The following is a 23,986-nucleotide window of genomic DNA, read 5'->3' as shown; positions in this document are numbered from 1 at the left end:
CGAAATAAGTTGGAGATATGGTATACGAATTTTCTTCGGTGTTCCTTCGGCTATGGTTAGACAGGCGCTTAATCAAGGCGACGGACAATACCCAAGTGACTGGCGAGCAGAACCCTCATGAAGAAGGAAAAGACCGGGGCAACGGAAGAAGAGAACGCCAACTCGGCCTCTCGGTTGATCGACGCGAGAATCAAGGAACTCAGTGATTGGCGCGGTGAAACGCTGGCCCGCGTCCGAGCGCTGATCAAGCAGGCCGACCCGACGTGATCGAAGAATGGAAGTGGCGGGGCGTTCCGGTGTGGTCGCACGGCGGAATTATCTGCACCGGCGAAACTTACAAGAGCGTCGTGAAACTGACTTTCGCCAAGGGCGCTTCGCTGGATGGCCCTTCTGGCCTTTTCAACGCTAGTCTCGAAGGCAACACCCGACGTGCCATCGATATCCACGAGGGCGAGAAGATTGATGAAAAAGCCTTGCAGAGGCTGATTCGCGCCGCCGTGGATCTCAATACAACGGCCCGCATCAAACCCACCCGACATCGGTAGTGGCGAACAATTGGGCGTCGATATCTGACACGTGTGGATGATCCCAGGCGCCGAAACTCGCAGCATTGACCAATGGGAGGGCGGGACATGCTGCAACTGACCGAAGATGGCCGGCCACAACCGCCGGCGCTGCGTATTGGTTTCTGGCTGATGGACGCCTTCGATTTGTATGCCCTGGCCAATGCGCTGGAGCCGTTGCGCCTGGCCAATCAGCTGGCGGGGCGCACGGTTTGCCAGTGGCAAATGCTCAGTCTGGACGGCCAGCAATTGATCGCCAGCAATGGCATCGCGACCGCCACTGCGCGACTGGATCAGGCACAACCGCTCGATGTGTTGATCCTCTGTGGTGGTGACAACCTGCATCATCCAGACCTGGACCAGCAGCTGCGTCATTGGGCTGCGCAGCCGATCAGTCTGGGGGCATTGGGCAAGGCCGGTTGGCTGCTGGCGCAGATTGGCGCTTTGAATGGGTTCCGCTGCAGCCTGCCGGAACCGGCCCCGTCACTGGCGTTTGCGGCCTTCAGCGCGTTGGCGCCGGTGGCCGTGCCGTTCTGCGTCGACCGCCAACGCCTGACCTGCGTCGGCCCGCAAGCGGTTCAAGGGTTGATGCACGAACTGCTCGCCCGGACGCTCGGTCGTGGGCTGATCCTGCGGATGGAAAAACATGCCGCACGCCAGGCCAGGCCTCTGTTACCGATGCAACATGCCCCGAAAAAACTTCAGGCGACGCTGGCATTGATGAACCAGCACTTGAGCCGGACGCTGGGCATCGACGAATTGGCCGAAACCCTGGGCATTTCCCGCAGGCATCTGGAGCGGTTGTTCAAACGCAGCCTGGGGTGTTCGCCGTCCAGGCACTATCTGGATTTGCGGTTGCAACAGGCGCGACAGTTGTTGCGGACCGGTGAACAGCCTCTGCCTGCGGTCGCTCGCGAGTGTGGATTTGTCTCGTTGCAGCATTTCTTTCGCTGTTATCGCCAGTACTTCGGCGCGCACCCTCGCGAGCATGTGGGCGCACTCGCGATGACGGGGTGCCAGCCGACATCCATGCTGAAAGCACCGGCCTCTTCGCGAGCAAGCCCGCTCCCACATTGACCGCGTCACCTTTTGCCAATGCCCCCGCCCAGCGGGGGCATTTTGGTTTCTGTAGCCGTCTCGCAGTCGACAGCGGATATGACCAACTACAGGTCGGATTCGCGCAAAAAACCGTGCTTTGCATCTGTTCGAATGATCTTCAGCGGCCCGCCAGATTGGCGCCATCTGAAGCTCAACCCACGACAAGGATAAATGACATGCAAATGCCGAAAACCATCCAGATCAAGAACGGCGAAAAAACAAGCCCGACGTTCTCGGCTCAGGAATATGCCAACCGCCAGGCCAAGCTGCGGGCTTATCTGGCGCAGAACAATATCGATGCGGCAGTCTTCACTTCCTATCACAACATCAATTACTACAGCGATTTCCTGTACTGCTCATTCGGTCGCCAGTACGCGCTGGTCGTGACCCAGGATAGCGCCGTGACCATCAGCGCCAACATCGATGGCGGCCAGCCTTGGCGCCGGACCGTCGGCACTGAAAACATCGTCTATACCGACTGGCAGCGCGACAACTACTTCGTCGCCATCCAGCAAGCCTTGCCGAAGGCCGGACGTATCGGCATCGAGTTCGACCATCTGAACCTGCTCAACCGCGACAAGCTGGCCAGCCGCTACCCACAAGCCGAGCTGGTGGACATCGCCGCACCGTGCATGCGCATGCGCATGATCAAGTCCGCCGAAGAGCACGCGATCATCCGTCACGGCGCCCGCGTGGCGGACATCGGTGGTGCCGCCATCGTCGAAGCCTTGCGTGATCAGGTGCCGGAATACGAAGTGGCCCTGCACGCCACCCAGGCCATGGTGCGCGAGATTGCCCGCACGTTCCCGGACTCCGAACTGATGGACACCTGGACCTGGTTCCAGTCCGGCATCAACACCGATGGCGCGCATAACCCGGTGACGTCGCGCAAGGTCAACAAGGGCGACATCCTCAGCCTCAATTGCTTCCCGATGATCGCCGGTTACTACACCGCGCTGGAACGTACCTTGTTCCTCGACCACTGCTCCGACGAGCACCTGCGCTTGTGGGAAGTCAACGTCAAAGTGCACGAGGCCGGTCTGAAACTGATCAAGCCGGGCATGCGCTGCTGCGACATCGCCCTGCAATTGAACGAGATCTTCCTGGAACACGACCTGCTGCAATACCGCACCTTCGGCTACGGCCACTCCTTCGGTACGCTGAGCCATTACTACGGCCGCGAAGCCGGGTTGGAACTGCGCGAAGACATCGACACGGTACTGGAACCGGGGATGGTGGTGTCCATCGAGCCGATGATCATGCTGCCCGAAGGCCTGCCGGGCGCCGGCGGATATCGTGAACACGACATCCTGATCGTCAATGAACAGGGCGGGGAAAACATCACCAAATTCCCCTATGGCCCTGAACACAACATCATCAAAAAGTAAGGCCCGGCGCCGTACAGTGAACCTGTGCGGCGTTTCTTTTTGACCAGTGGCCGCGTTCTACCGAGAAAAACAACGCATGCACGCACCAAAGCGCGCAGCATTTACTGACCCTTGACCCTGCCAAGTAAAACAATAGAGGGGTTTTGTCATGCTCTACGTCCCGACGCTTTATCTCGATCACCGCACCTCTACCATCGGAGGTGCCCAATGAGCACCCGAAGCGCAAGCCTGACGCCGACCCTGGCGCAGAACATTGAACAGACCGCCGTGCGCAAGGCGTTGCGGCGCGCCGCCAGTGCCAGCTTCATGGGCAACTTCGTCGAGTGGTTCGACTATGCGGCCTACGGCTACCTGGCAACCGTCATCGCGCTGACGTTTTTTCCGCAGACCGACAAGGCCACCGCGCTGCTGGCGACATTCGCGGTGTTCGCGCTGTCGTTCATCGTTCGCCCGCTGGGCGGGCTGGTCTGGGGGCACTTCGGTGACAAATACGGGCGGCGCAGTGCGTTGTCCTGGTCGATTCTGATCATGTCGGTCTCGACCTTCTGCATCGGCATTCTGCCGACCTACAACCATATCGGCCTGTGGGCGCCGGCATTGCTGTTGCTGATTCGCTTGTTCCAGGGCTTCTCGGCTTCCGGCGAGTACGCCGGCGCATCGGCCTTTCTCGCCGAGTACGCGCCCGAGGGTAAACGCGGGTTGTACACCAGCATTGTCCCGGCGAGTACGGCGGCTGGTTTGCTGTTCGGCGCGGTGTTTGTCGCCGGGCTGCATGCGTGGATGAGTGTCGAGGACTTGCACAGTTGGGGCTGGCGCTTGCCGTTTCTGCTGGCGGCGCCGTTCGGTCTGGTGGGGCGCTACATCCGCATGAGTTTGCAGGACACGCCGAAATTCCTGGAGATGGAAAAACGCCTCGAAGCGAAGGAGTGCGCGAACCACGCTCCGGTTCGTGAACTGCTGACCGTACACCGGCGCAGCGTGATGATCGGCATTGGTGTGACCTGCTTGAATGCGGTGGCGTTTTACCTGTTGCTCAGCTACATGCCGACGTACCTGTCGACCGAAATGGGCATGAGCGAGAGTGATTCGTTCCTGGCGTCGACGGTGTCGTTGGCGACCTACATCGGGCTGATTTTTCTGATGGGCAAGCTGTCGGACCGGTTCGGGCGCAAGACCATGTTGCTGACGGCTTCGGTGTTGTTCCTGGCGCTGACCTTTCCGCTGTTCGGGATGTTGGAGAATCAGCCGCTGATGGTGATTCTGATGATCCAGATCGCCTTCGGCGCGATCCTGGCGATGAACGACGGCACCCTGCCGTGCTTCCTCGCCGAAATCTTTCCCACTCGCGTGCGCTTCAGTGGGTTTGCCTTCAGCTTCAACATCGCCAATGCGGTGTTCGGCGGCACCGCACCGTTTATCGCCACCTGGCTGATCCAACTGACCGGCAACAAAATGGCCCCGGCCTGGTACCTGCTGGCGGCAGCGGCGGTGGCATTGATTGCCATGCTGGCGAGCCGGGAAACGGCGCATAAAGCGTTGCAGGACTGAAGGGTTGGGGTGTCCTTATGGACGCCTTCGCGAGCAAGCCCGCTCCCACATTTGATCTCAGTCGTACACACAATCTGTGGTCACTGAACATCTAATGTGGGAGCGGGCTTGCTCGCGAAGGGGCCAGCCCGGCCAACATCAATACTGACAAGCAATCAATGCACCGCAGCCACTTGCTTACGCTCACCAATAGGCGATACGCCGAAGAAACGGCTGTAGCATTTGGAGAAGTGCGCCGGGGACACGAAGCCGCAGGCGAGGGCGATGTCGCGGACTTGCGACTCGCTGCGCAGCAGCAATTGCCGCGCCCGTGACAGGCGCAATTCCAGGTAATACTGACTCGGCGTGCGTTGCAGGTGTTTGTGAAACAGCCGCTCCAGTTGCCGCACCGACACCTCGTTCAACCGCGCGAGTTCCTCAAGGCCCACCGGCTCTTCCAAATTGGCTTCCATGATCGCCACCATCTGGCTGAGCTTGGGTTGCGAAGTGCCCAACTTCTGCCGCAAGGGCACACGCTGTTGCTCCCTCGCGCCCCGTACCCGATCACACAACAACAACTCGGCCGCATGCGCCGCAATGTCCCGTCCGCCGGGTTCGCGGGCAATCAACTGCAGGGTCATGTCCATGGACGCGACACCACCGGAGCAGGTGTAGCGATCACGATCGAGCTCAAACAGCTGGTTGGAAATGATGATCCCCGGGAAACGCTCCTTCAGTGCTTCGATGTCTTCCCAGTGAATCGTGCAGCGATAACCCTTGAGCAAATCGGCGCGTGCCAACAAGTGGCTGCCGGTGCAAATGCCGCCGAGTGGCACCTGATCATGCGCCAGCTTGCGCAGCCAATTGAGCAGCGGCCGGCTGCTGTGATTGGAGACGATCGGGTTGGAGCCGACGACAAACAGCATGTCGAGCTTGGGCGCATCGGTAATGGTGTGGTCGGGCAAGATGCGCATGCCGTTGCTGGCCGTGACCGGGTCCAGGCTGGCGGCGATGATGACCGTGCGGAACAGCGGTTTGCGCGCGGCCATGTTGGCCATTCGCAGGGTTTCCACGGCGGAAGCGAAGCCAATGGTGGTGAAGTTGGGAATGACCAGAAAGCCTACGGTTTTCACCGGCCCTTGTTCATTAGCCGAACGTCCTGCAGCGGGTTTCGCCGACTGGAGTTTCGCCATCATTACTGCTCCTCAACTGTAACAGTGACGCGCTCTGCGGCTAGCCGCCGGCAGTGGCAACGTCCTCTCGTTTTTAGGGTTATCAAGCCCGCTTTCGGGTTTCTGGATCTTACACCGAGTGCCCGATCAATAGGCATTTCGCGGCGGAAGCAGGGAAGGCGGGGCAAAAAAAACCGGCCCGCTCGTGGTGGAGAGCGGACCGGAAAGAGGTGACCGGTGAATCGTTGGCGCGAGTAGCTTTGGGGCTTTAAGGGTTCACGCCAGTCCTGCTTTCTGCACGGTGCTCTTCCTGGCGTTGAAAATCGCCCCCATGCAGACGATGGACAGTGTGAGTGCACCTGTCGCAATCACTTCCATGCGGTGCTCGGGCAATATCAGCATGACCACCAGAATGCTCAGGATGCAGAAAATAACCAGGTAGCTCAGCCAAGGGAAAAACCACATCTTGAAAGCGATCGGCTGCCGCGAAGCATTCATCTTTTTGCGAAGGACCAGCTGTGAAACCGCAATGGCCAGATAGACCAACAGCGCAACGGCGCCAGAGCTGGCCAGGAGGAACGAGAACACTTCGTTGGGCGCGAAATAATTCAATGCGGTGGTCAGGAAACCCACGGCGGTACTGGCCAGCACTGCAATGTAGGGCACGCCTGAAGACGATGTTTTCTGCAGCACTTGCGGGCCATCTCCGCGCTTGCTGAGCGAGTAGACCATGCGTGACGCCGTATAGATCGCTGAGTTAAGGCAACTGGCGACAGCAATCAACACGACGATATCGACAATCATTTTCGCGTGGGGAATGTTCATCAACTCAAGGGCTCGCTGATAAGAGCCGACTTGCATCAGCATCGGGTCGTTCCAGGGCACGATGGAGATGATCAGGAACACCGAGACAATGTAGAAAATCCCCATGCGCCAGACGACCGAGTTGGTCGCACGGGTGATTTGTTTGGAGGGGTTCTGCGACTCGGCTGCGGCGATGGTGACGATTTCCGTGCCCATGAAGCTGAACACGGTGGTGAGCATCGCACCGATCACGGCGGTCATGCCATTGGGCATGAAACCACCGAATTCTTTGCTCAATTGCACCACGCCACTCACTGTCGTCTCCGGCAATCCACCCGCCAGGGCCAGCGCGCCCAGGGCGATAAAGCCCACCACCGCAATGACTTTGAGCATGGCGAACCAGAACTCGAATTCTCCGTAACGAGCGACACTGAACAGGTTGGTCAACGTCAGCAATCCAGTGACGGCGATCGCAAACTCCCACGTTGCAATGGACGGAAACCAGGCGTGCAAAATCGCGGCGGCGGCGATGGCTTCAATCGGAATGACCAGCACCCAGAACCACCAGTAGAGCCAGCCAATGGTGAAACCGGCGCTGCGTCCCATCGCCCGCTCGGCGTAGGTCGAGAATGACCCGGTATCCGGCGAGGCAACGGCCATTTCGCCGAGCATGCGCATGACCAGCACCACCAGGGTGCCGGAAAAAATATACGCCAGGATCGCGGCGGGGCCCGCCGAAGCGATGGCGTGCCCTGAACCGATGAACAGGCCGGCGCCGATGGCGCCGGCAATCGAGAGCATGGTGACGTGACGCTGCTTGAGGCCTGGGGCCAGAGTTGAGCTGGACATGAGACTTACCCTTTTTATTATGTTTGGAGGGTTAACAACGGCTCTCTGTAGGAGCGAGCTCGCTCGCGATGGATTTGAGAACGACGCGTTTATCCAGCAAACACGCGTAATCGTTAACGTCCATCGCGAGCAAGCTCGCTCCTACAGGTTTAATTTTCTAACTCGAACGCCTCGCGCACAGCTGCGCTGATGCCCGAGACACACACTTCAAGAATCAGCTCGCCTTTTTCGCGACTCGAACCTTTAGGCGACGACAATGTTCCGCACGCCGGGGTGCGCTCCGGGATGATGGGGAACACGTCATACGGCGGGAAGGTTGCAGGAGGATGGTCAACCGCACGACTGAGATCGACCTTGTCGGGGTGCAGGGCCAGCATCAACGAGGTTTCGAAAATGCCGCCATGTTCGATGTCCCAACCGAGGAAGCCATCGGGATAAAGCTTTTCGATGACGCCCGGGTCGTTGACGAAGTCCCAATAGGACAGCACGACGACTTTGAAGTCATTGATGCCACCGTAGCGAAGTTCTCGCAGGGCCAGGTCGATGCCCTCGACAATGAACATCGAGTTTTCGTAGTGACCGTTCATCATCACCAGTTTGCGGGCGCCGTGGCGTGCCAGTTCGCGGATGATGTCCTGCACGGTATGGGTCAGCGTGGCGCCATCGAGGCTGGTCGTGCCGGGGAAGTGGTTGCCGCCGCCTGACTTCTGTTGGGACTTGTAGCCATAGGCCAACGCCGGCAACACCAGGCCGCTGACGTTTTGCGCGACCGCCTTGCAGATCGCGGTGGGCAGCAGAACGTCGACCTCCATGCACATGTGATGGCCGTGCTGTTCCAGTGCGCCGACGGGCAGAAAGATCGGGCAGCCCGTCGCCACCTTCTGCGCATAGTCGGGCCAGGTGAGTTCTCCAATAACGACGCTGTTGTTCATCGACGTGCCTTCTGCAAGTGATTGATCTGCCAGCCTTTGGATTGCAGGAATCGAAGGTGGCGCATAGAACGATTCGATCAGATCGAGAGGGCGCCGACTTGTCCAAATCCGACCCGTAATTGACAGAACACCCTCTGGTTTGGCTTTTATGGCACGAAGAGGGGCGATGGGTCGGATCTGACAAACTTAGAGTCGGGCGTGCACAAAAACGGGTGATGGCGACCTGCTGCAATGCATCCAGCCGGCTAATGATGCGTGGGGCTGGCCGCGGCAGCAGGAGGCAAGAGCACAGGGATGAAACGGACAGAGGCACTTTCCATCACCCGGGAGAGACAATAATGAACAATCGCATCGACCTTTCGCGCCGTACCTTCCTCAAGACCACCGGCATCCTGGCGGGCACCGCAGCGCTGTCCGGGTTACTGCCCATGAGAAGCTTTGCCGCAGCGGAAAAAGAACTGGTCATCCTCGCCTGGGCCGGGCACGCCGAGCCGGACATCGTCGCCGATTTCGAGCGCAAGTACGGGGTCAGGGTCCGCGCCAAGTACTACACCGGCGGCGACAACATGCTGGGGCTGATCTCACAATCGCCGCCCGGCACCTTCGATCTGATCTTGTCCGACGCCGAGTATGTCCAGCAGCTCAACGCCGCCGAATACATCGAGCAGCTCGACCCCGCTGACTACCCCTTCGATGATTTCTACCCGGAGTTCCAGCATTTTCCCGGTCACTGGCAGGGCGACAAGCTCTACTCCGTGCTGATTCGCTTCGGCTTTCTCGGCATCGCCTACAACACGCAACTCGTACCCGAAGCCAAGGTGCGCAGCTACGACGTGTTCTGGGACGAAAGCCTGAAGGGCAAGGTCGGGCACTTCGACTGGCACCTGCCGAACCTTGGGCAGATCAGCTTGCTCAATGGCAATGCGCGACCTTACGACATCGATGCCGCGCACTGGCAAACGGTCCAGCAAAAGATGATGAGCATGCGTCCGCAGATCGGTGGCTTCTTCGATTATGGCGGCACCTTTTCGTCGCTGAAGAACGGTCAGATTCATGCCATGTGCGGCATCGGCGACTGGATCACCGGTGTCTTGCAGCGTGCCGGCGCACCGGTGAAAACCGTGTTGCCGAAGGAGGGCGGTTTGCAATGGACCGAGTCCTACTGCATCGCCAGAAAGGCCCACAGCCCGGACCTGGCGAAGAAATTCATCCAATACATCACCTCGCCGGAAGGCCAGGTCAAGTCGGCGAAGATGGCCGCCTACCCGGCGCTCATCCCGAGCAAAAAAGGCTGGGAGCTGCTGAACCAGACCGATCCTGCCGAAGCCAGGCGCCAAGGCATGCTGCTCGGTCAGCGCAACGTCATGGATGACATCCGCGACGGTCGCATCAAGTACCGCGAACTGCCGATCCAGCAGAGCCTGGATGAGTGGAACGACTTCTGGTCGCAATACAAGGGTGCTTGACGAGACAGGTGGAGGTGGTCGCAATGATTTCAGACAAGTTAAAGACGTCGCCGGCGGTGCTCTCCGATAACACCGGTGCCGCGACGCCGCGCGGCACCAAAAGGGTGTGGCGCTTGCCCTGGTACGGCCTCGGCTTCTCGATGCCGATCCTGATCTGGCAACTGATCTTCTTCTTGTTCCCGCTGGTGTTTCTGCTGGCGATCAGTTTCTGGCGGGTGCGCAACTTCCGCATGGTGCCGACGTTCGAGGGGCTGAACTGGAGCTACATGCTCAGCCGCAGTTTTTTTTGGGATGCCTACGTGCATACCCTGGCCATGGCGGCGGGCGCGACCGTGCTGGTGAGCCTGGTGGCGTTCCCCTGTGCTTATACGATCGCCTTCAAGTTTCGCGAGTCGGCAAAGCAATTGCTGGTGTTGCTGCTGGTCACGCCGTTCTTCACCAGCTACCTGGTGCGTACGTATTCATGGCAGGTGTTCCTCAGCGATAACGGCATTGTCAACGCGGCGCTCGGCCTGCTTGGACTGGAGCCGTTGGCGATGCTCAACACAACGTTCGGCACCTACGTCGGCTACTTCACGTTGTGCCTGCCGCTGGTGATCCTGCTGCAACTGTTCAGCCTGATGTACATCGATCGTTCGTTGATCGAAGCGGCGCACAACCTTGGCTGCGGACGCCTGCGTACGGTGTTCCTGGTGGTGGTGCCGTCTGCGCGGATCGGCATTGTCGTCGCGGCGCTGTTCTGTTTCATCCTGACCTTCGGCGACTTCGTCAGTCCGCTCTACCTGGGCGGTGGCCAGCCGCCGACCTTGAGTACGCTGATCACCGACACCACCAAGTCCGGCCAGCAATGGCCACGCGCGGCGGTGATCGCAACGATGATGATTGTGACGCTACTGGTCGCGGCGTTTGGCGCGGTTCGATTCGCTTACCGGAGGCGCGCATGAATGAGCATCGGCTGATCAACTTCTTGCTGCGCGGCTTTGTCGTACTGGTGTTCGTTTTCATCTTTACGCCTATTGCCGGCAGCTTCGTGTTCTCGTTCAACATCGACCGTTTCCCATCCTTGCCGTTGGGCGGCTTCAGCGTGCACTGGTACCAGACGATTGCCGCCGACCCGGCGGTCTGGCAGGCCTTCAAGCACAGCCTCACGGTGGGCGTGGTGGTGTCGCTGGTATCGACGCTGCTCGGATTCACCGCGGCCTACACAGACTTCCGCTACCAGTTTTTCGGCAAGTCGATGTACATGGCGCTGGCGATGCTGCCACCGACCATTCCGGTGGTGATCATGGGGCTGGCGATGCTGGCGTTCCTGTCGCGGGTCGGGCTGTCCGGCGAACTCTACGCGGTGATGATCAGCCACATCGTAATGTGCGCACCGTTCGCGATGGCGGTCATCCGGATGCGCCTGGCGCAGATGGATCCGAACATCGAGGCGGCAGCGTGGAACCTCGGGGCCAATCAGTGGAAGGCGATGCGTTTTGTGATTCTGCCCTTCACCGCGCCGAGTATCTTCGCCGCGCTGTTTGTGACCATGGCCGTGTCCTTCGATGAGTTCGCCGTCGCCTGGTTCGTCTCGGGGCTCAACGAGACCGTCCCGGTGCGCATCCTCAACACCTTGCAAGGGCAAGTGAGCCCGACCATCAACGCGATCGGCACCATCGTTTTCATCACCACCATGACCCTGGTGATTCTCGCTCAACTGCTGTTGATGCGCCGGCGCAAGCCCGCGAGTGCCTGATACCACCCTGACAATCATCCGAACACGAAGGATTCAGCCATGACTCAACCGCTGGTGGTATTCGACAACGTGGTCAAGCATTTCGGCAGTTACCAGGCCGTCGAGCGCATGAACCTGGAAATTTACAAAGGCGAGTTCGTCGCGATCATGGGCTCGAGCGGCTGTGGCAAGACCACGACGCTGCGCATGCTCGCCGGCCTCGACAAGCCGAGTGAAGGCGAAATCCGCCTGAACGGTGAGCGCATCAACGACCTTTATTCCTGGGAACGGGAGACGCCGTTGGTCTGGCAAAACCTGGCGCTGTTCCCGTTTCTCAACGTCCTGGAGAACGTCGAATTCGGGCTGCGCATGCGCGGCATGGCCAAGGCTGAGCGACGCAAGAAGGCACTGGTGTGGCTTGAACGACTGGGACTGGAGGAGTTCGCCACGCGCGATATCAGCCTGCTCTCCGGTGGCCAGCGCCAACGCGTGGCGCTGGCACGTTCGCTGGTCACCGAGCCGCCGATCCTGCTGCTCGATGAGCCATTAAGCGCGCTCGATGCGCATCTGAGCGTGCGCATGCAAGGCGTGCTGACCGGGCTGCAAAAAGACTTGGGCATCACCTTCGTCTACGTCACCCACAGTCAATCCGAGGCCTTTGCAATGGCCGATCGAGTGGTGATCATGAGTCGCGGGCGGGTGGAACAGATCGGCTCGCCACGGGAGGTTTTCCTTGAGCCTCACAACCGTTTCGTTGCCGAGTTCGTGGGCGGCAAAAACATTCTTTGCGGCACGGTCGTGGGCTTTGATGACAGCGGGTTGATTCGCATCGATTCGGAACACGGCGGGTTCCTCGCGCGACTACCGGAAGGCAAATCGGTGGTCCCCGCAGAGCGAGTGACTGTCTGCGTCAGCGCCGAGCATATCGACCTGACCACACAGCCTGTGCAACGTAACCGCCTGGCCTGCACGGTGGTCGGTGAAGAGTTCATCGGTTCGATGGTGAACATCTATCTCGAAGCCAGCGGTGGGCTCGAATTGCAGGTGCAAAAACCGCACGCCGATTACAACCTGCTGGGCGTGCACTGCGGGCAAGACATCTTCGCCGAGTGGGACGGTGCGCACGCATTGATCCTGCGTGGCGACTGAAGAGCCGATTGCCTGCCATCAGGAACGCCTGGAGACCCCGCAAGGAGGTCTCCCGGCTGGTATGACCCGAGAGCTAACGTCGCAATCGGAATGTTTGCCAGCTCCGACCGCTTGTGAAAACGCCCGTGTCACCGCGAAGGGAAAAAAGACTTGCCCGGTAGAAAGCCGTCATGGGTGAGCATCCAAAGCTCCTTACCTTTTTATACGCCCATCCCCATCCCCGGGATTTGGCGTTTTTGGCTTTTTCAGTGAGTGTCACTTCGCAGCCCCCTATTTCAAATGTTGGCGGCGCACGATAGCAAGTTGCCCAAATCAGGAATGCGTCAAATAATAACCTTTTACATGTCATGGTTAATACAAGGTTGACACCTTGCGCTACACAGGCGCCGTGGCCCTTTATTCATGCGAAAACCAGCAACAGTGTTTGTCCAGCGGGTCGCTGTTTGGGGGAAGGAGAAACACTTAGCATCGTGTCTACCGAGTGAGCAAATGAACGAAGTGGCAACCAGCTCACACGGTAAAAAAACTCGAAAGAGCTAACCCCAGAACGATACGGTGAACATAATGAAAATTCTTAAAATTGCGCTGATTCTTGCGCTTGGCGGCATAGGTTCGCAGGCACTTGCAGATGACAGTCATTCAACTGCCGCGACCAGTAACCCACCGGTTGAAAACTACGCATACGGAACCAAACTCGACATCAAGAAAGTGATTGCCGTATCAGATATTCCCGACCAGTGCGGACCGGTTCCAGCCCAAATGACCTATGAGGATTCTAATGGCCAACGCCATATCCTTCAGTATCAAGTGATGGGCACCGGGTGTTCAAACGGTTGAGTACGGTAGGCACCGTGGAGGGTCGACACTCCATGCCTGCAGCACTACGGATTCAGAAGCGATGAGCTTTTTTTGAGGCACGGACGATTTTTTCATCGGATGCCAACGAGACGGGAATGGTGCTTTTGAGGAACTCCACCCAGGTCTTTATCTTTGCATCGACGAATTTTCGTGACGGGTAGATGGCAAACAGATTCAACTCTTCAAAATGATACTCAGGCAGTACGCGCACTAACGTACCCGCCTTGAGGCCTTCGACTGCCGAACCAATAGGTTGAATGCCGATACCCATCCCGCTTTTTATCGCGACGGTCATCGCATCGGCGGTATTGACGTGAAACGGCGACAGCGCAATGTTTACAGTCTCCGCACCTTCCGGCCCTTCAAATGCCCAGTTTTCAACCGGCATTACCGTATTCACTATTCTCAAACAATCATGTAACCCCAGCGCGCCCGGCGAATCGGGGACTCCGCGTTTCTTCACGTAGGCCGGCGAAGCGCAGAGAATGCTGTAGGTCACGCCGAGCCGCTGAGCGACAAAACCTGAATCGGGAAGATCGCGCGCCAGGACAATCGACATGTCATAGCCTTCCTCCAGCAAGTCAGGCAGCCGGTTGGTCAGGGTCAGATCAAACATCACCGACGGATGCGTCTCTCTGTATTTGGCCATGGCATCGATCACGTAATGATTGCCAATGGCCGACATCGCGTGAATTTTCAGCCTGCCGACGGGCCTGACCTGCGCGGTGCCCGCTTCCTCTTCAGCTTCACGTAGCTCTTCAAGAATCTTCTCGCAGCGCTGCAAATAACGCAGACCGGCTTCCGTCAATGCCAGGCGTCGGGTCGTGCGGTTGATCAGACGCGTCTGCAGCCGGGCCTCCAGGCTGGACACCGCTTTGGAAACGCTCGTGGTGGTGGAGTCCAGTAACTGGGCGGCCGCGGTAAAACTGCCACTCTGGGCGACAGCCGTGAAAAAACGCATGGTTTGGAAAACGTCCATCGTTTTCACCTCAGGTGGGAAGGCAAAAATTATAGGGGCTGGCCAGAAGAAAGATTCTTATGACCCAAAAAAAGAGCGGCTCTGTTAAAGCCGCTCCTTTGTTGTGCCTTACTTTTTCCTGGGGATGAAACCCGGTACACCGGTTTCCACCACCGAGTTGAAGCGTATCCGAGTGGTGATTTCCTCGCGGATTTCATGCATGGCCCGATGCGGCAGGGTCGCAATATCGAAGTTTTCGCGGATATGGCTCAGCGTTGCAGAAGTGGTCAAAAACGCGACGCCGCGTTGGACGGCCCAGGCCAATGCCACTTGTGCTGGCGTCTTCTGTACACGGCGGGCGATCCCGGTCAGCACTTCGTTTTCCAGCACATTCGGCTCCATGCCATGGCCCAGTGGTGCAAAGGCCAGGACGACGATGCCCTGTTGCTGACAGAACTCAAGCAGCTCCCATTCCGGCAAGTAAGGGTGGGATTCAACCTGCACCACGGCAGGTTTGATTCGGGCCACTGCGACAATTTCCTTTAACGCTTCCAGGGTGATATCCGACAAGCCGATGGACCTGCAGCGGCCTTCATCCACCAGGCGTTCAAGCGCTCTCCAGGTTTCGATCAGCGTGACGCCCGAGTCGTAAATGACATGGCCGAACGCATCTCGTGGGTCCTGGTTATCGCCGGGCTCAAAGGCGAACGGCGTATGGATGAGGTAGCAATCGATGTAATCAACCTGCAGGCGTCGGCAACTGGCCTCGAACGCTGGCAGAACCCGCTCTGGACGATGGTTGGTGTTCCACAGCTTGGTGGTAATGAACAGGTCCTCGCGCCGGGCCTTGCCCGTTTCCAGGAACGCTTTGAACGCTACGCCGACCATTTCTTCATTGCGATAGCGCTCTGCACAATCGAAATGGCGAAAGCCGGTTTCCAGTGCATGTTTGATCGCTTGAGTGGTCACGCTCAGGTCTTTGAACAGTGTGCCGAAGCCGACCGCCGGCATCTCACCGGAGCCATGCGCAAGGGTGAATCTGGTTTCGCGAAGTGCATCGAAAATCGGTTCGTAAGACATCTCTTTACTCCATTGCCTGGGGCCGCCACCGCAACGGCGGAGGTGGCTGCTCGTAAAAGTGTGGATGACCGCGCGGGTGCGCTATTGATAGGTAGGTGCGTGCGTTTCGCGACTGGCCACTTTTTGCTCAAACACACCGACGGAGTTCCCGCCGAGTGCCACGAACAGACGCACCGTGTCGAGGTACTGCGCAGTCTTCACTCGGATTTGACCGAGCAGTGCCTGCTCATAAGCGCGTTCCGCCTCCAGCACCTGGAGAATGCTGTTTGCCCCTTGGGCAAAGGCTTGCTGGTTCAAGCGAAAGCTGGTTTCGGCGGCCCGCAACGCGTCTTCCTGGGCGAGGTTTTCCTCGGCGTCATGATTGATCGCCTGCAACGTGTCGGCGACCTGACCGAACGAACTGATCACGGTCTGCTGGTAGCCGGCGAGCGTTGCGTTGTAGCCCTCGACGGCGGCCTGGCGTTCAGCCTTGAGCGTTCCACCATTGAAGATCGGACCCGCCACTCCAGCGGCGAAGCCCCAGAGTGCGGCGCCGCCATTGCCGGAAGCGGCCTGTGCAAGCGATGCGGACAGCGTTACGCGGGGATAGAGATTTGCTGTCGCGACACCCACGGCGGCGCTGGCCATGTGCAGTTCGGCTTCCGCTTGCAACACGTCCGGCCGACCGTGGGCCATTTCCGAGGGCAGGCTGACGGGCACGTTGGACGGCAAGGCAAACTCGGCAAGCTCGAAGTCCGGCGCGATCCAGTCACCAGGGCCTTTGCCGGTCAGGATCGACAGCGCATGCCGTGCCGAATCACGTTGCTGGGCGAGGGGCGGCAACAACGTGCGGTCCTGAGCGAGCCGTGTCTCGGCCAGCGAAACATCGATCTGCGTGGTGGTGCCGCTGGCGTGTGCCATGCGCACCAGTTCGAGGTTCTTCGCATCATTGGCCAACAGCTTTTCGACGGCCTGCATCTGCGCGGTGGCGGAAGCCAGCAACAATGCCTGGCTCGCAACATCGCCGGTCAGGGTCAGGTAGGCCGCCTCGTATCGATGTTTCTGCAGATCAGTAAAGGCTTCCTGTTGTTCGACCTGCCGCTTGTTACCGCCAAACACATCAAGGTCGAAGCCGACCCGTGGCCCAATCGCATAGAAATTGGAGATGGAAGGCTCTTTCGCAGTGTGTACCCGCTGGCGGCCAGCCGTCGCGCCAAAATCGACCTGCGGATACAGCGCACCTTCAGCGGCGGCGACGGAAGAGGCCGCTTGCCGGATGGTTGCGTCGGCAGCCACCAGCTCGAGATTGCCGTCTATTGCCCGACGCACCAGTTTGTCGAGCTTCGGTGAGCGGAACGCAGTCCACCAGTCACCGTTGACCTTTTTACCAAGGTTGATGCGTTGCTCACCGGGCGTGTTGCGGCCCTGGCCAAGACGCTGTTCAGCCTGTTGATCATAGTGTTGCGACATACTTGCCGCGGGGGTTTCAAAGTCCGGGCCGACGGTACAGGCGGACAGGAACACAAGCGTCGACAACACACCGACCTTCATTTGGAGCAAGTATCTGTTGATGACCAGCGCTAAAGATTTCATTGGGCAGACTCCACGATAACTAGTTGGTCGGAGCGGGTTTGCGAAGAAAGACCACCAGCGGACTCACCACCAGCATCGCCACCATCAGAATCTTGAACTGGTCGACAACGGCGATAAACGCGGCCTGGTGGGTGATCAGGTGGTTAAGCCCTTCAAGTGCTGGCAAGGACATCGAAGCCGTCGCCGAATGAGCGGCGACGCTATAGGGCGTCACATGGCTGGCCAGTGCCATGTGCATCGCTTGCGTGTTGTTGAAGAAGTAAATCTGCACAATCGCAACGCCAATGGTGCTGCCGTAGACGCGTGACAGGTTGAACAGGCCGGTGCCTTCCGGGCGCAGCGTGGGGTCGAGGGTGCTGAACGCCACCTTGGTCAGCGACGGCATCAACATGCCGATGCCGATCCCCTGGATGGCGCCTGCCAGCGCGACGGGCCACCAGTCCATCAATGGCGAGTAGCCGAGCATCAACCAGTTGGCGTAAATCACCACCGCAACGCCTGCCGCAACGAACAGCCGACGGTCGAAGCGTTCCGGAACACGGTTCATCAACAGGAACGCACCGACCAGCCCAATACCGCGCGGGATCGTCAGGGAACCGGTGGTGTCAGGCGGGTAGCCGAGAATCTCATCGAGCATCGGCGACGTCAGGGCCATGGTCGACAACAGCACGAAACCGACGGCGAAGAAGATGATCGTTGACAACACGAAGTTGCGATCCTTGAACAGGCGCTTGTTGACGAAGTGCACGTTGCGGGTCGCCATGTGCACCGCGAACAGGTAGAGCCCCAACGCACAGCCGATGGCTTCCAGGCAGATCTCGGTCGAGGCAAACCAGTCCATGCGTTCGCCGCGGTCGAGCAACATTTGCAGGCTGATCAACCCCAGCGTGAAGGTGCCGAAGCCGAAGAAGTCAAACGTCGGCGGTTTCTCGGCCTTTTTCTCGCCCAGCAACAGCGCCACGACCAGGAAGATGTACGCCGACAGCGGCAGGCTGATATAGAAGATCGGACGCCAGTCGAAATGCTCGCCGACCCAGCCACCGATACTCGGGCCGCTGACGATGCCGAACAGCACGATGGCGGTCCAGGTCGCGCCAAATTTCATCTTCTTTTCAGCGGGCAGTGTCTCCATGGCAATCGCCATCGAAAGCGGCGCCAATACGCCACTGGCGAGGCCTTGAATGATGCGTGCGCCGATGAACTCCAGCGAGGTGGTTGACACTGTCGCGAGCAGCAAACCGAGGACGAAACAGGCCAGCGCGGTTTGATACACCCGCTTCACGCCATAGCGCCCGGCGAGCCACTGGGCAATGGGCATGGTGATGGCGCTTGCCGCGAGGTAGGCCGTGAAAATCCAGCCAGCCTCGTCGTCAGTCATCGACAGGGTGCCCTGGATCAACCGGAGCACGGCGTTCGGAAGTGGCAGGTTCGCTGACTGCATATAGGTCGCCAGTAAAACGGCGAACCTGAGCGAGCCCGCAGCACCTGCACCTGGGGTCCCTCCAGCGTTGGCGTTCATCAGAAGTTACCTGCGGTCAGCAACGCCTTGAGCGGGTGCCACCAAGGTGAGCGAAAACCGGTATCGACCTTGACTGTGGCGCTGGTGCCCGAGAACAGCGGCAGGGCAGGATCGGTCTCATCGAGTTCGAGACGAACCGGTACCCGCTGGACCACCTTGACCCAGTTGCCGGTGGCATTTTCCGGTGGCAGCAGGGAGAAGTCCGACCCGGCACCCGGGCTCATGCTGGTGACGTGGGCTTTGAACACGCGATCAGGGTAGGTATCGATACTGACGGTCGCTTCCTGGCCCGGGCGCATGTGGGTCACTTCCGTTTCGCGGAAGTTGGCTTCTACCCAGATCTCGCGATCGGAGAGCAGCGCGAAGGCGGGCGCACCGTTGTTGACGAAGTTGCCAACCTGCAAATCGTCGACCTTGGCCACGATGCCGTCGTCCGGCGCATAGACCGTCGCGTACGAGAGGTACAGTTGGGTTTCGTCGAGCTGCGCCTTGGCCTCACGAACGCTCGGGTGGTTGTCCGATTCGATGCTCGGATTGCCGTTCAAGGCAACCACCGTGCTGGCGATCTGTTGTTCGATCGAGACGATGCGTTGCCGTGAAATTTTAAGGTCCGTGTCGGCGCGTTCGTAAATGGCGCGCGAGACGAACTCGGTAGCCACCAGCGCTTTCTTCCGGGCAAATTCCCGTTGGTCGAAATCGACGGACTCTTTGGCCGATTGCAACTCAGCTTGCTGCTGGCGGTAGTTGGCCTTGAGGCCGTCGATGCGCAACCGCGCCACGCTCAGTTGTGCTTCTGCACGGTTGACCGCGATCTGGAAGGGCTTCGGGTCGATCCGGAACAGCACCTGGCCTTTGTGAACCAGCTGGTTGTCCTCGACGGCGATTTCGACGACTTGCCCGGAAATCCGCGCGTTGATCGAAGCCTTGGCCACCCGGGCGTAGGCATTGTTGGTCGTCACGAAGGGCTCGCCTGCCACGTAGTGGGCGTAACAAATGGCGGCGAAGAGGGCAGGGACGCCCACCATCAGGAAGGGCCGTAACTTCTCTTTGAGCGGCTTTTTGACCGGCACTGGATGCTCGAAAGTCTGCGAAGCCGGGATGTCGAACTGTTTAGTCATGATCGAATACACCTTTAACCGGGAAATCGGGCTAACAGCTGCGGCCCTGACGTTAATAATTGCTGTGAGAAAGCAAACCCGTGGGCGGTTGGGAGGGTTGCTCCGCCGCATCTGTTTCGTCGCCGCAATACCCAGTTCGAGCTTCGCTTCAACAAACCTGACATTCAGGAACTTCTGGTTCCCTAATTTTGTGCGATGGTGTAAGAATATCCCTGCACTCACCTTCATTCAAGGATTTTGTACGACATGGCACAAAAAAAGATTTCAGAGGGCAAAGGCCGCGGCCGCCCTCGTGCGTATGACCCGCAGACAGCGCTGCAGCAAGCGCTTGGTGTGTTCTGGAGCACCGGCTATTCCGGCGCTTCGCTGGACAGCATCGCCACCGCAGCCGGCATGAATCGCCCCAGCCTCTATGCGGCATTCGGTGACAAGCACGCGCTGTATCTCAAGGCACTTGAGCAGTATTGGGAGTTCGCCGCCGCAGCCATGGACGAGGCGCTGACCGACGATGCGCTGACATTGCGCGAGGCGCTGACGCGGTTTTATGAGGGGCAGTTGTCGATTTACTTCTCGGGTGACAGCCAACCCCGTGGCTGTTTTGCAATCGGTACGGCGACCACCGAAGCGGTCGAGGACGCTGAAATACGCGACGTTCTTGCGGATCGGCTGAGCAGGCTCGATGCCGAGCTGGAAACCCGGCTGCGCAAGGCCATCGAATCCGGCGAGTTGAAAAGCGACGTCGACGCGGCGGCCCTTGCCGTGCTGGCATCATCGCTGCTGCACAGCATTTCGATACGTGCCCGGGCGGGCAAATCCCGCACAGAGTTGACGGAGCTTGCACGCAATGCGGTCAGCGTGATCTGTGGCGGATGAGGTGATCGTGGGCGAACGACTCGAAGATATTCTCGCTGAACATCTCGCCGTGATTTTCTGTGGGATCAACCCGGGCGTGATGGCCGCGGCCCAAGGGCATCATTTTGCGGGCCGGGGCAATCGCTTCTGGCGCACGCTGCATCTCGCCGGTTTCACACCGGAGGAGGTGCGCCCGGAAAACGATCGGACAATCTTGCAGTATCAGTGTGGATTGACCGCCGTGGTTGAACGGCCGACGGCGCGCGCGGATCAGTTGTCGTTGCACGAATTCACCGCCGCCGCCGCGGATTTCGAACAAAAGATCGAGCGCTATGCGCCACGTTTCGTGGCGTTTCTCGGTAAAGCCGCCTATTGCGCGCTGTCCGGCCAGCGAGACATTGCGTGGGGGCTTCAACCGAAAACCTTCGGCAATGCCGCGGTGTGGATCCTGCCCAATCCCAGCGGGCGAAATCGCGCGTTTACGCTTGATCAATTGGTGGGTGCGTACCGGCAACTCTATTTGGCTGCGGACGAGCGTCGAATTTAGATAAAAGGCTTTATTGATCTGTAGACGCTAACTACCTATAGTTGTGTCTGTAGAGTCAAAAAGAGGTATCGGGACATGACAGCAGCCCTGCAAACCCAAGGCTTTTCCAAACAGCAGTGCGTGACGGGCCTGCGAGCAGCCGTCGGCATTCTCGAAAAATGGGGGGCGTCCAGCGAGCAGGCCTGCCGGATCCTGCGTATTTCCCGCAGCACCTACACACGCGCCAAGCCGCGCGATCCCGACTGGTCGGTGAGCCTGGATTCAGACCAGATGCAGCGCATCAGTTTTGTGCTCAATATCCACGCCGCGCTGCGCCTCATCTTTGATAACCCGGAGAACGTCTACGGTTTCCCGGCGATGGCCAACGACAACGAGTTTTTCAACGGGCGTTCCCCGCTGGAGATCATGGCTCAGGGCGACATGATTTCTCTGTACGAGACGTTTCGGCGGATCGACGTGCTGCGAGGCGCGCAATGGTGAAGGTGAGTCAGCTGGCAGCGCTGGCTGGCGAGCCATTGCAGGCCTACCGACTGGTTAATTCGAAGTTTCCGCCCATTGCGCTGTTTGATGATGTGGCGGACGCCGACGAATTTGAAGACCTGTACCAGATTCAGGCACTGACCAACCCCAGGCTGAAAAACGAAGTGGGCCACCTGGAGCTGATTCCACGAAGCGAGATCCCGTTCGGTATTCCAGGCTGTTCCTACGCGATCGCGCCGTTTACCCACGTCAACCCGGCGGGTTCACGATTCAGCGATGGTCGCTACGGTGTGTTGTACCTGGCGGGTAGCATGGAAACGGCATTGGCCGAGGTGCAGCATCACCAGAATCTGTATTGGTCGAATGTCCGGCAACTGAATTACGAGCGATTTGTTTTCCGCGGGCTGACGTGCACCTTCACGGAAACAGGGATGAAGGATGCCACGTCGATTCCGATGACTGATCCTGTCTACGATCCCGACGATTACACGCATTCCCGGCGCCTGGGCAAAGCCATCAGAGCGGCAGGAAGCGCGGGGCTTCGTTACCACTCGGTGCGCAAGCAGGGCAGCTACTGCTGGGCACTGATGACGCCGAGGCCTGTCTCCTCAATTATTCAAGCGGCCCACTACGAGATGATCTGGAACGGACAGATCACCAGCGTCAATACAATCAGCGAAGCCTGATGCGTTTCCGGGAAAGCGTTTGAAAGTTGCAGCAATCACGCACCCTTTGTAGCTGGCGAAGCCTGCGTTCGGCTCTGTAGCAGCTGCCGAGCTTGCGAGGCTGCGTTCGGCTGCGAAGCAGTCGTAAACCCTGAACCCACGGTTTCTCTGATACACCGCACTGCCTGATTTCACGACTGCTTCGCAGCCGAACGCAGGCTTCGCCAGCTGCTACAGGTTGTTTGTTTCGCCTAGGGCTAGTTACCGTCCGCGACCTTGCGTTCTATCTCCGCTATTTTTCGTCCGAGCTCCTCAGCCTCCTGCTCTTTGGTGCGAGGTGAAGAGGGCGGAACGGTCTGATCCTCCGGTGTTGACGTGGTATCCGATTCGACGTCGTTAACGCTGTCATCGTTGTTCATATCGCTTACCTCCATTGACCTGTTCATTGGATACGGCGATAGCGCTGGAGTTCTGTAAACTGGCGGCCCAAAAAGGCGTCGCCCATTACCCACTCAAGCGAGAGACTTCCATGGCAAACCACGACATCACCTTCGTTCCCGATCCCGACTCGGAATCCATCTCCTCGGACGTCGCCGGTTTCGGCGGCCTGCTGGTCTCCACGCAAATTCCGACCCACGCCGACGGCAGCCTGGAGCTGGGCGATATCACCCTGCAGAGCGAGTGCACATTGCAAGCGCTTAAAGTCGCGCTGGAACGCGCCGGCAGTTCCATGGACCGGGTCTTGCACCTGACCATCTACCTCACCGACATGGCTGATCGCGCCGCCTTCAATCAGGTCTACCAACGCTTCTTCGCCAAGCCCTGGCCGGTTCGCGCCGCAGTGGGCGTGGCCGCGCTGGCGGTCGAAGGCATGCGCGTGGAAGTCACCGCGATGGCCGCCAAAGGCTGAGTCCGTCGATCCAATCAATAGAGTTGTATGAATCTTGTGAAGAACATCAGGCTCGTCGAACGATTGAGCTAATGTCTAGATGTTCACCTCGCTGCCGCAGCCCAATCAGCCCGTCCCTGATGTGGCCGGCGAGGTGAACGCTCCTCACGTCGCTATCCGCGACAATCAGTCTTGTTCAAAGCCCCAGGTAGCCGAAGTAAACGAATGCCACCGCCGCTGCAATGACAAACGCCAGCAGCGCCTTTGTCGTTGCCGTGTGCAGCGGTACGGATTCGGTCACTCGCTGCAAGCGGGTCTCTGAAAACGCCGTGCGGTTGTTGTAACGGTGCCTGATTGCCCGGTAGGTGTATCGGGCTCCGATCAGCAGAAGCAGGGCTATCAGCCCGATGGCAGGCCAGTTGGTTTTTGCCGGCTTGACCAACGGCGCGAGATTGTCTTGCTGGCAGGCAGCGCTATTGACCTCCAGAACGGAAATTCGCTTGTCGTCCGTCGAGGGCAGCTTCTTGCCGCCCTGGATCGTCGCCAGTTGTTCCAGATCAAACGCCTTGTATTGCCAAAGCGTGGGCTGTCCTTCTCGGCAATAGGTGAACGCTGTGGGGTTTGAAGCGGCGATAATGCAGGCGTCGTCGATACCGAGTTTTTTCAACGTTTCAGTCGCTGCCCGTGTGAAGTCAAGGTCGATGACAGGGATGACCCCGGTTGCACAAGCGGCGACAGAAAACAGCAGGCTTCCCAGGAAGCAGATGATTGATTTTTTCACAG

General features: G+C 58.9%; 23 protein-coding genes and 1 pseudogene. 14 read left to right on the top strand and 10 right to left on the bottom strand.

The annotated features are described in order from the left end of the window. Positions 1–117: 117 nt before the first annotated feature. The 4 genes and pseudogenes from ACIPL2_RS10015 to ACIPL2_RS10000 all read left to right on the top strand — a co-directional run bounded on the left by ACIPL2_RS10015 (position 118) and on the right by ACIPL2_RS10000 (position 4,597). Positions 118–545: pseudogene (locus ACIPL2_RS10015) on the top strand (DUF1801 domain-containing protein). Between the two features lie 87 nt (positions 546–632). Beyond that, positions 633–1,640 carry a GlxA family transcriptional regulator gene (locus tag ACIPL2_RS10010; RefSeq protein ID WP_401355578.1) on the top strand — a complete coding sequence of 336 codons (1,008 nt, stop codon included), beginning with the start codon at positions 633–635 and terminating at the stop codon, positions 1,638–1,640. 197 nt (positions 1,641–1,837) lie between these two features. Beyond that, positions 1,838–3,049, top strand: a complete 1,212-nt coding sequence (locus ACIPL2_RS10005) for a M24 family metallopeptidase (protein WP_401355576.1) — start codon at positions 1,838–1,840, stop codon at positions 3,047–3,049. Positions 3,050–3,256: 207 nt separating this feature from the next. Beyond that, complete coding sequence (locus ACIPL2_RS10000) at positions 3,257–4,597, top strand: MFS transporter (protein ID WP_401355574.1); 1,341 nt, start codon at positions 3,257–3,259, stop codon at positions 4,595–4,597. Positions 4,598–4,752: 155 nt separating this feature from the next. Here ACIPL2_RS10000 and ACIPL2_RS09995 read toward each other — a convergent pair whose 3' ends face one another. The 3 genes from ACIPL2_RS09995 to ACIPL2_RS09985 all read right to left on the bottom strand — a co-directional run bounded on the left by ACIPL2_RS09995 (position 4,753) and on the right by ACIPL2_RS09985 (position 8,333). After that, complete coding sequence (locus ACIPL2_RS09995) at positions 4,753–5,769, bottom strand: GlxA family transcriptional regulator (protein WP_401355742.1); 1,017 nt, start codon at positions 5,767–5,769, stop codon at positions 4,753–4,755. A 255-nt stretch (positions 5,770–6,024) separates the two neighbouring features. Then, the gene (gabP, locus tag ACIPL2_RS09990; RefSeq protein ID WP_401355572.1) at positions 6,025–7,401 is read right to left on the bottom strand and encodes a GABA permease; all 1,377 of its coding nucleotides are present in this window, start codon (positions 7,399–7,401) and stop codon (positions 6,025–6,027) included. 149 nt (positions 7,402–7,550) lie between these two features. Next, on the bottom strand, positions 7,551–8,333 hold the full coding sequence (locus ACIPL2_RS09985) for a creatininase (protein WP_401355569.1): 783 nt from the start codon (positions 8,331–8,333) through the stop codon (positions 7,551–7,553). A gap of 338 nt (positions 8,334–8,671) precedes the next feature. Between ACIPL2_RS09985 and ACIPL2_RS09980 the strand changes: the two genes are divergently transcribed. The 5 genes from ACIPL2_RS09980 (at position 8,672) to ACIPL2_RS09960 (ending at position 13,502) form a co-directional block, all read left to right on the top strand. After that, positions 8,672–9,799 carry an extracellular solute-binding protein gene (locus ACIPL2_RS09980; protein WP_401355566.1) on the top strand — a complete coding sequence of 376 codons (1,128 nt, stop codon included), beginning with the start codon at positions 8,672–8,674 and terminating at the stop codon, positions 9,797–9,799. A gap of 23 nt (positions 9,800–9,822) precedes the next feature. After that, a complete protein-coding gene (locus ACIPL2_RS09975; protein ID WP_401355563.1) occupies positions 9,823–10,743 on the top strand; it encodes an ABC transporter permease in 921 nt (306 codons plus the stop codon). Further along, positions 10,740–11,537, top strand: coding sequence for an ABC transporter permease (locus ACIPL2_RS09970; protein WP_401355560.1), 798 nt, complete (start codon positions 10,740–10,742; stop codon positions 11,535–11,537). Before ACIPL2_RS09975 ends, ACIPL2_RS09970 begins: the two co-directional genes overlap by 4 nt. A gap of 39 nt (positions 11,538–11,576) precedes the next feature. Further along, positions 11,577–12,665 carry an ABC transporter ATP-binding protein gene (locus ACIPL2_RS09965; protein WP_401355557.1) on the top strand — a complete coding sequence of 363 codons (1,089 nt, stop codon included), beginning with the start codon at positions 11,577–11,579 and terminating at the stop codon, positions 12,663–12,665. Positions 12,666–13,229: 564 nt separating this feature from the next. Next, positions 13,230–13,502: a DUF2790 domain-containing protein gene (locus ACIPL2_RS09960; RefSeq protein ID WP_401355555.1), complete on the top strand. Its 273-nt coding sequence runs from the start codon at positions 13,230–13,232 to the stop codon at positions 13,500–13,502. A 52-nt stretch (positions 13,503–13,554) separates the two neighbouring features. Here the strand turns inward: ACIPL2_RS09960 and ACIPL2_RS09955 are convergent, their stop codons facing one another. The 5 genes from ACIPL2_RS09955 to ACIPL2_RS09935 all read right to left on the bottom strand — a co-directional run bounded on the left by ACIPL2_RS09955 (position 13,555) and on the right by ACIPL2_RS09935 (position 19,770). Next, positions 13,555–14,502: a LysR family transcriptional regulator gene (locus ACIPL2_RS09955; protein WP_401355554.1), complete on the bottom strand. Its 948-nt coding sequence runs from the start codon at positions 14,500–14,502 to the stop codon at positions 13,555–13,557. 108 nt (positions 14,503–14,610) lie between these two features. Continuing rightward, positions 14,611–15,561: an aldo/keto reductase gene (locus ACIPL2_RS09950; protein ID WP_401355552.1), complete on the bottom strand. Its 951-nt coding sequence runs from the start codon at positions 15,559–15,561 to the stop codon at positions 14,611–14,613. Between the two features lie 81 nt (positions 15,562–15,642). Further along, complete coding sequence (locus ACIPL2_RS09945; RefSeq protein WP_401355550.1) at positions 15,643–17,133, bottom strand: efflux transporter outer membrane subunit; 1,491 nt, start codon at positions 17,131–17,133, stop codon at positions 15,643–15,645. 19 nt (positions 17,134–17,152) lie between these two features. Further along, on the bottom strand, positions 17,153–18,652 hold the full coding sequence (locus ACIPL2_RS09940; protein ID WP_401355548.1) for an MDR family MFS transporter: 1,500 nt from the start codon (positions 18,650–18,652) through the stop codon (positions 17,153–17,155). After that, positions 18,652–19,770 carry an HlyD family secretion protein gene (locus ACIPL2_RS09935; RefSeq protein WP_401355545.1) on the bottom strand — a complete coding sequence of 373 codons (1,119 nt, stop codon included), beginning with the start codon at positions 19,768–19,770 and terminating at the stop codon, positions 18,652–18,654. The genes ACIPL2_RS09940 and ACIPL2_RS09935 overlap by 1 nt, the downstream gene beginning before the upstream one ends. 246 nt (positions 19,771–20,016) lie before the next feature. On the opposite strand from ACIPL2_RS09935, the gene ACIPL2_RS09930 reads away from it, so the two are divergent. The 4 genes from ACIPL2_RS09930 (at position 20,017) to ACIPL2_RS09915 (ending at position 22,335) form a co-directional block, all read left to right on the top strand. Next, a complete protein-coding gene (locus tag ACIPL2_RS09930) occupies positions 20,017–20,643 on the top strand; it encodes a TetR/AcrR family transcriptional regulator (RefSeq protein WP_401355739.1) in 627 nt (208 codons plus the stop codon). Between the two features lie 7 nt (positions 20,644–20,650). Then, positions 20,651–21,169 (top strand): G/U mismatch-specific DNA glycosylase, encoded by a 519-nt coding sequence (gene mug / locus ACIPL2_RS09925; RefSeq protein WP_401355542.1) that lies wholly within the window; start codon positions 20,651–20,653, stop codon positions 21,167–21,169. A gap of 75 nt (positions 21,170–21,244) precedes the next feature. Next, on the top strand, positions 21,245–21,649 hold the full coding sequence (locus ACIPL2_RS09920; protein ID WP_401355540.1) for an antitoxin Xre-like helix-turn-helix domain-containing protein: 405 nt from the start codon (positions 21,245–21,247) through the stop codon (positions 21,647–21,649). Continuing rightward, complete coding sequence (locus ACIPL2_RS09915) at positions 21,643–22,335, top strand: RES family NAD+ phosphorylase (RefSeq protein ID WP_401355537.1); 693 nt, start codon at positions 21,643–21,645, stop codon at positions 22,333–22,335. Before ACIPL2_RS09920 ends, ACIPL2_RS09915 begins: the two co-directional genes overlap by 7 nt. A 236-nt stretch (positions 22,336–22,571) precedes the next feature. On the opposite strand, the gene ACIPL2_RS09910 is transcribed toward ACIPL2_RS09915, so the two are convergent. Next, the gene (locus ACIPL2_RS09910) at positions 22,572–22,733 is read right to left on the bottom strand and encodes a hypothetical protein (protein ID WP_401355535.1); all 162 of its coding nucleotides are present in this window, start codon (positions 22,731–22,733) and stop codon (positions 22,572–22,574) included. A gap of 110 nt (positions 22,734–22,843) precedes the next feature. Between ACIPL2_RS09910 and ACIPL2_RS09905 the strand changes: the two genes are divergently transcribed. Then, positions 22,844–23,224 (top strand): RidA family protein, encoded by a 381-nt coding sequence (locus ACIPL2_RS09905; RefSeq protein WP_401355532.1) that lies wholly within the window; start codon positions 22,844–22,846, stop codon positions 23,222–23,224. A gap of 175 nt (positions 23,225–23,399) precedes the next feature. On the opposite strand, the gene ACIPL2_RS09900 is transcribed toward ACIPL2_RS09905, so the two are convergent. Beyond that, a complete protein-coding gene (locus ACIPL2_RS09900) occupies positions 23,400–23,984 on the bottom strand; it encodes a hypothetical protein (RefSeq protein ID WP_401355530.1) in 585 nt (194 codons plus the stop codon). Positions 23,985–23,986 lie beyond the last annotated feature (2 nt).

Origin of the sequence: Pseudomonas sp. NPDC086251, from assembly GCF_044746405.1 — a bacterium.
In the GTDB taxonomy this organism is placed as follows: Bacteria; Pseudomonadota; Gammaproteobacteria; order Pseudomonadales; family Pseudomonadaceae; genus Aquipseudomonas.
The sequence above is the reverse complement of the archived record's forward strand: the minus strand, read 5'-3'. Positions and strand labels throughout refer to the sequence as shown.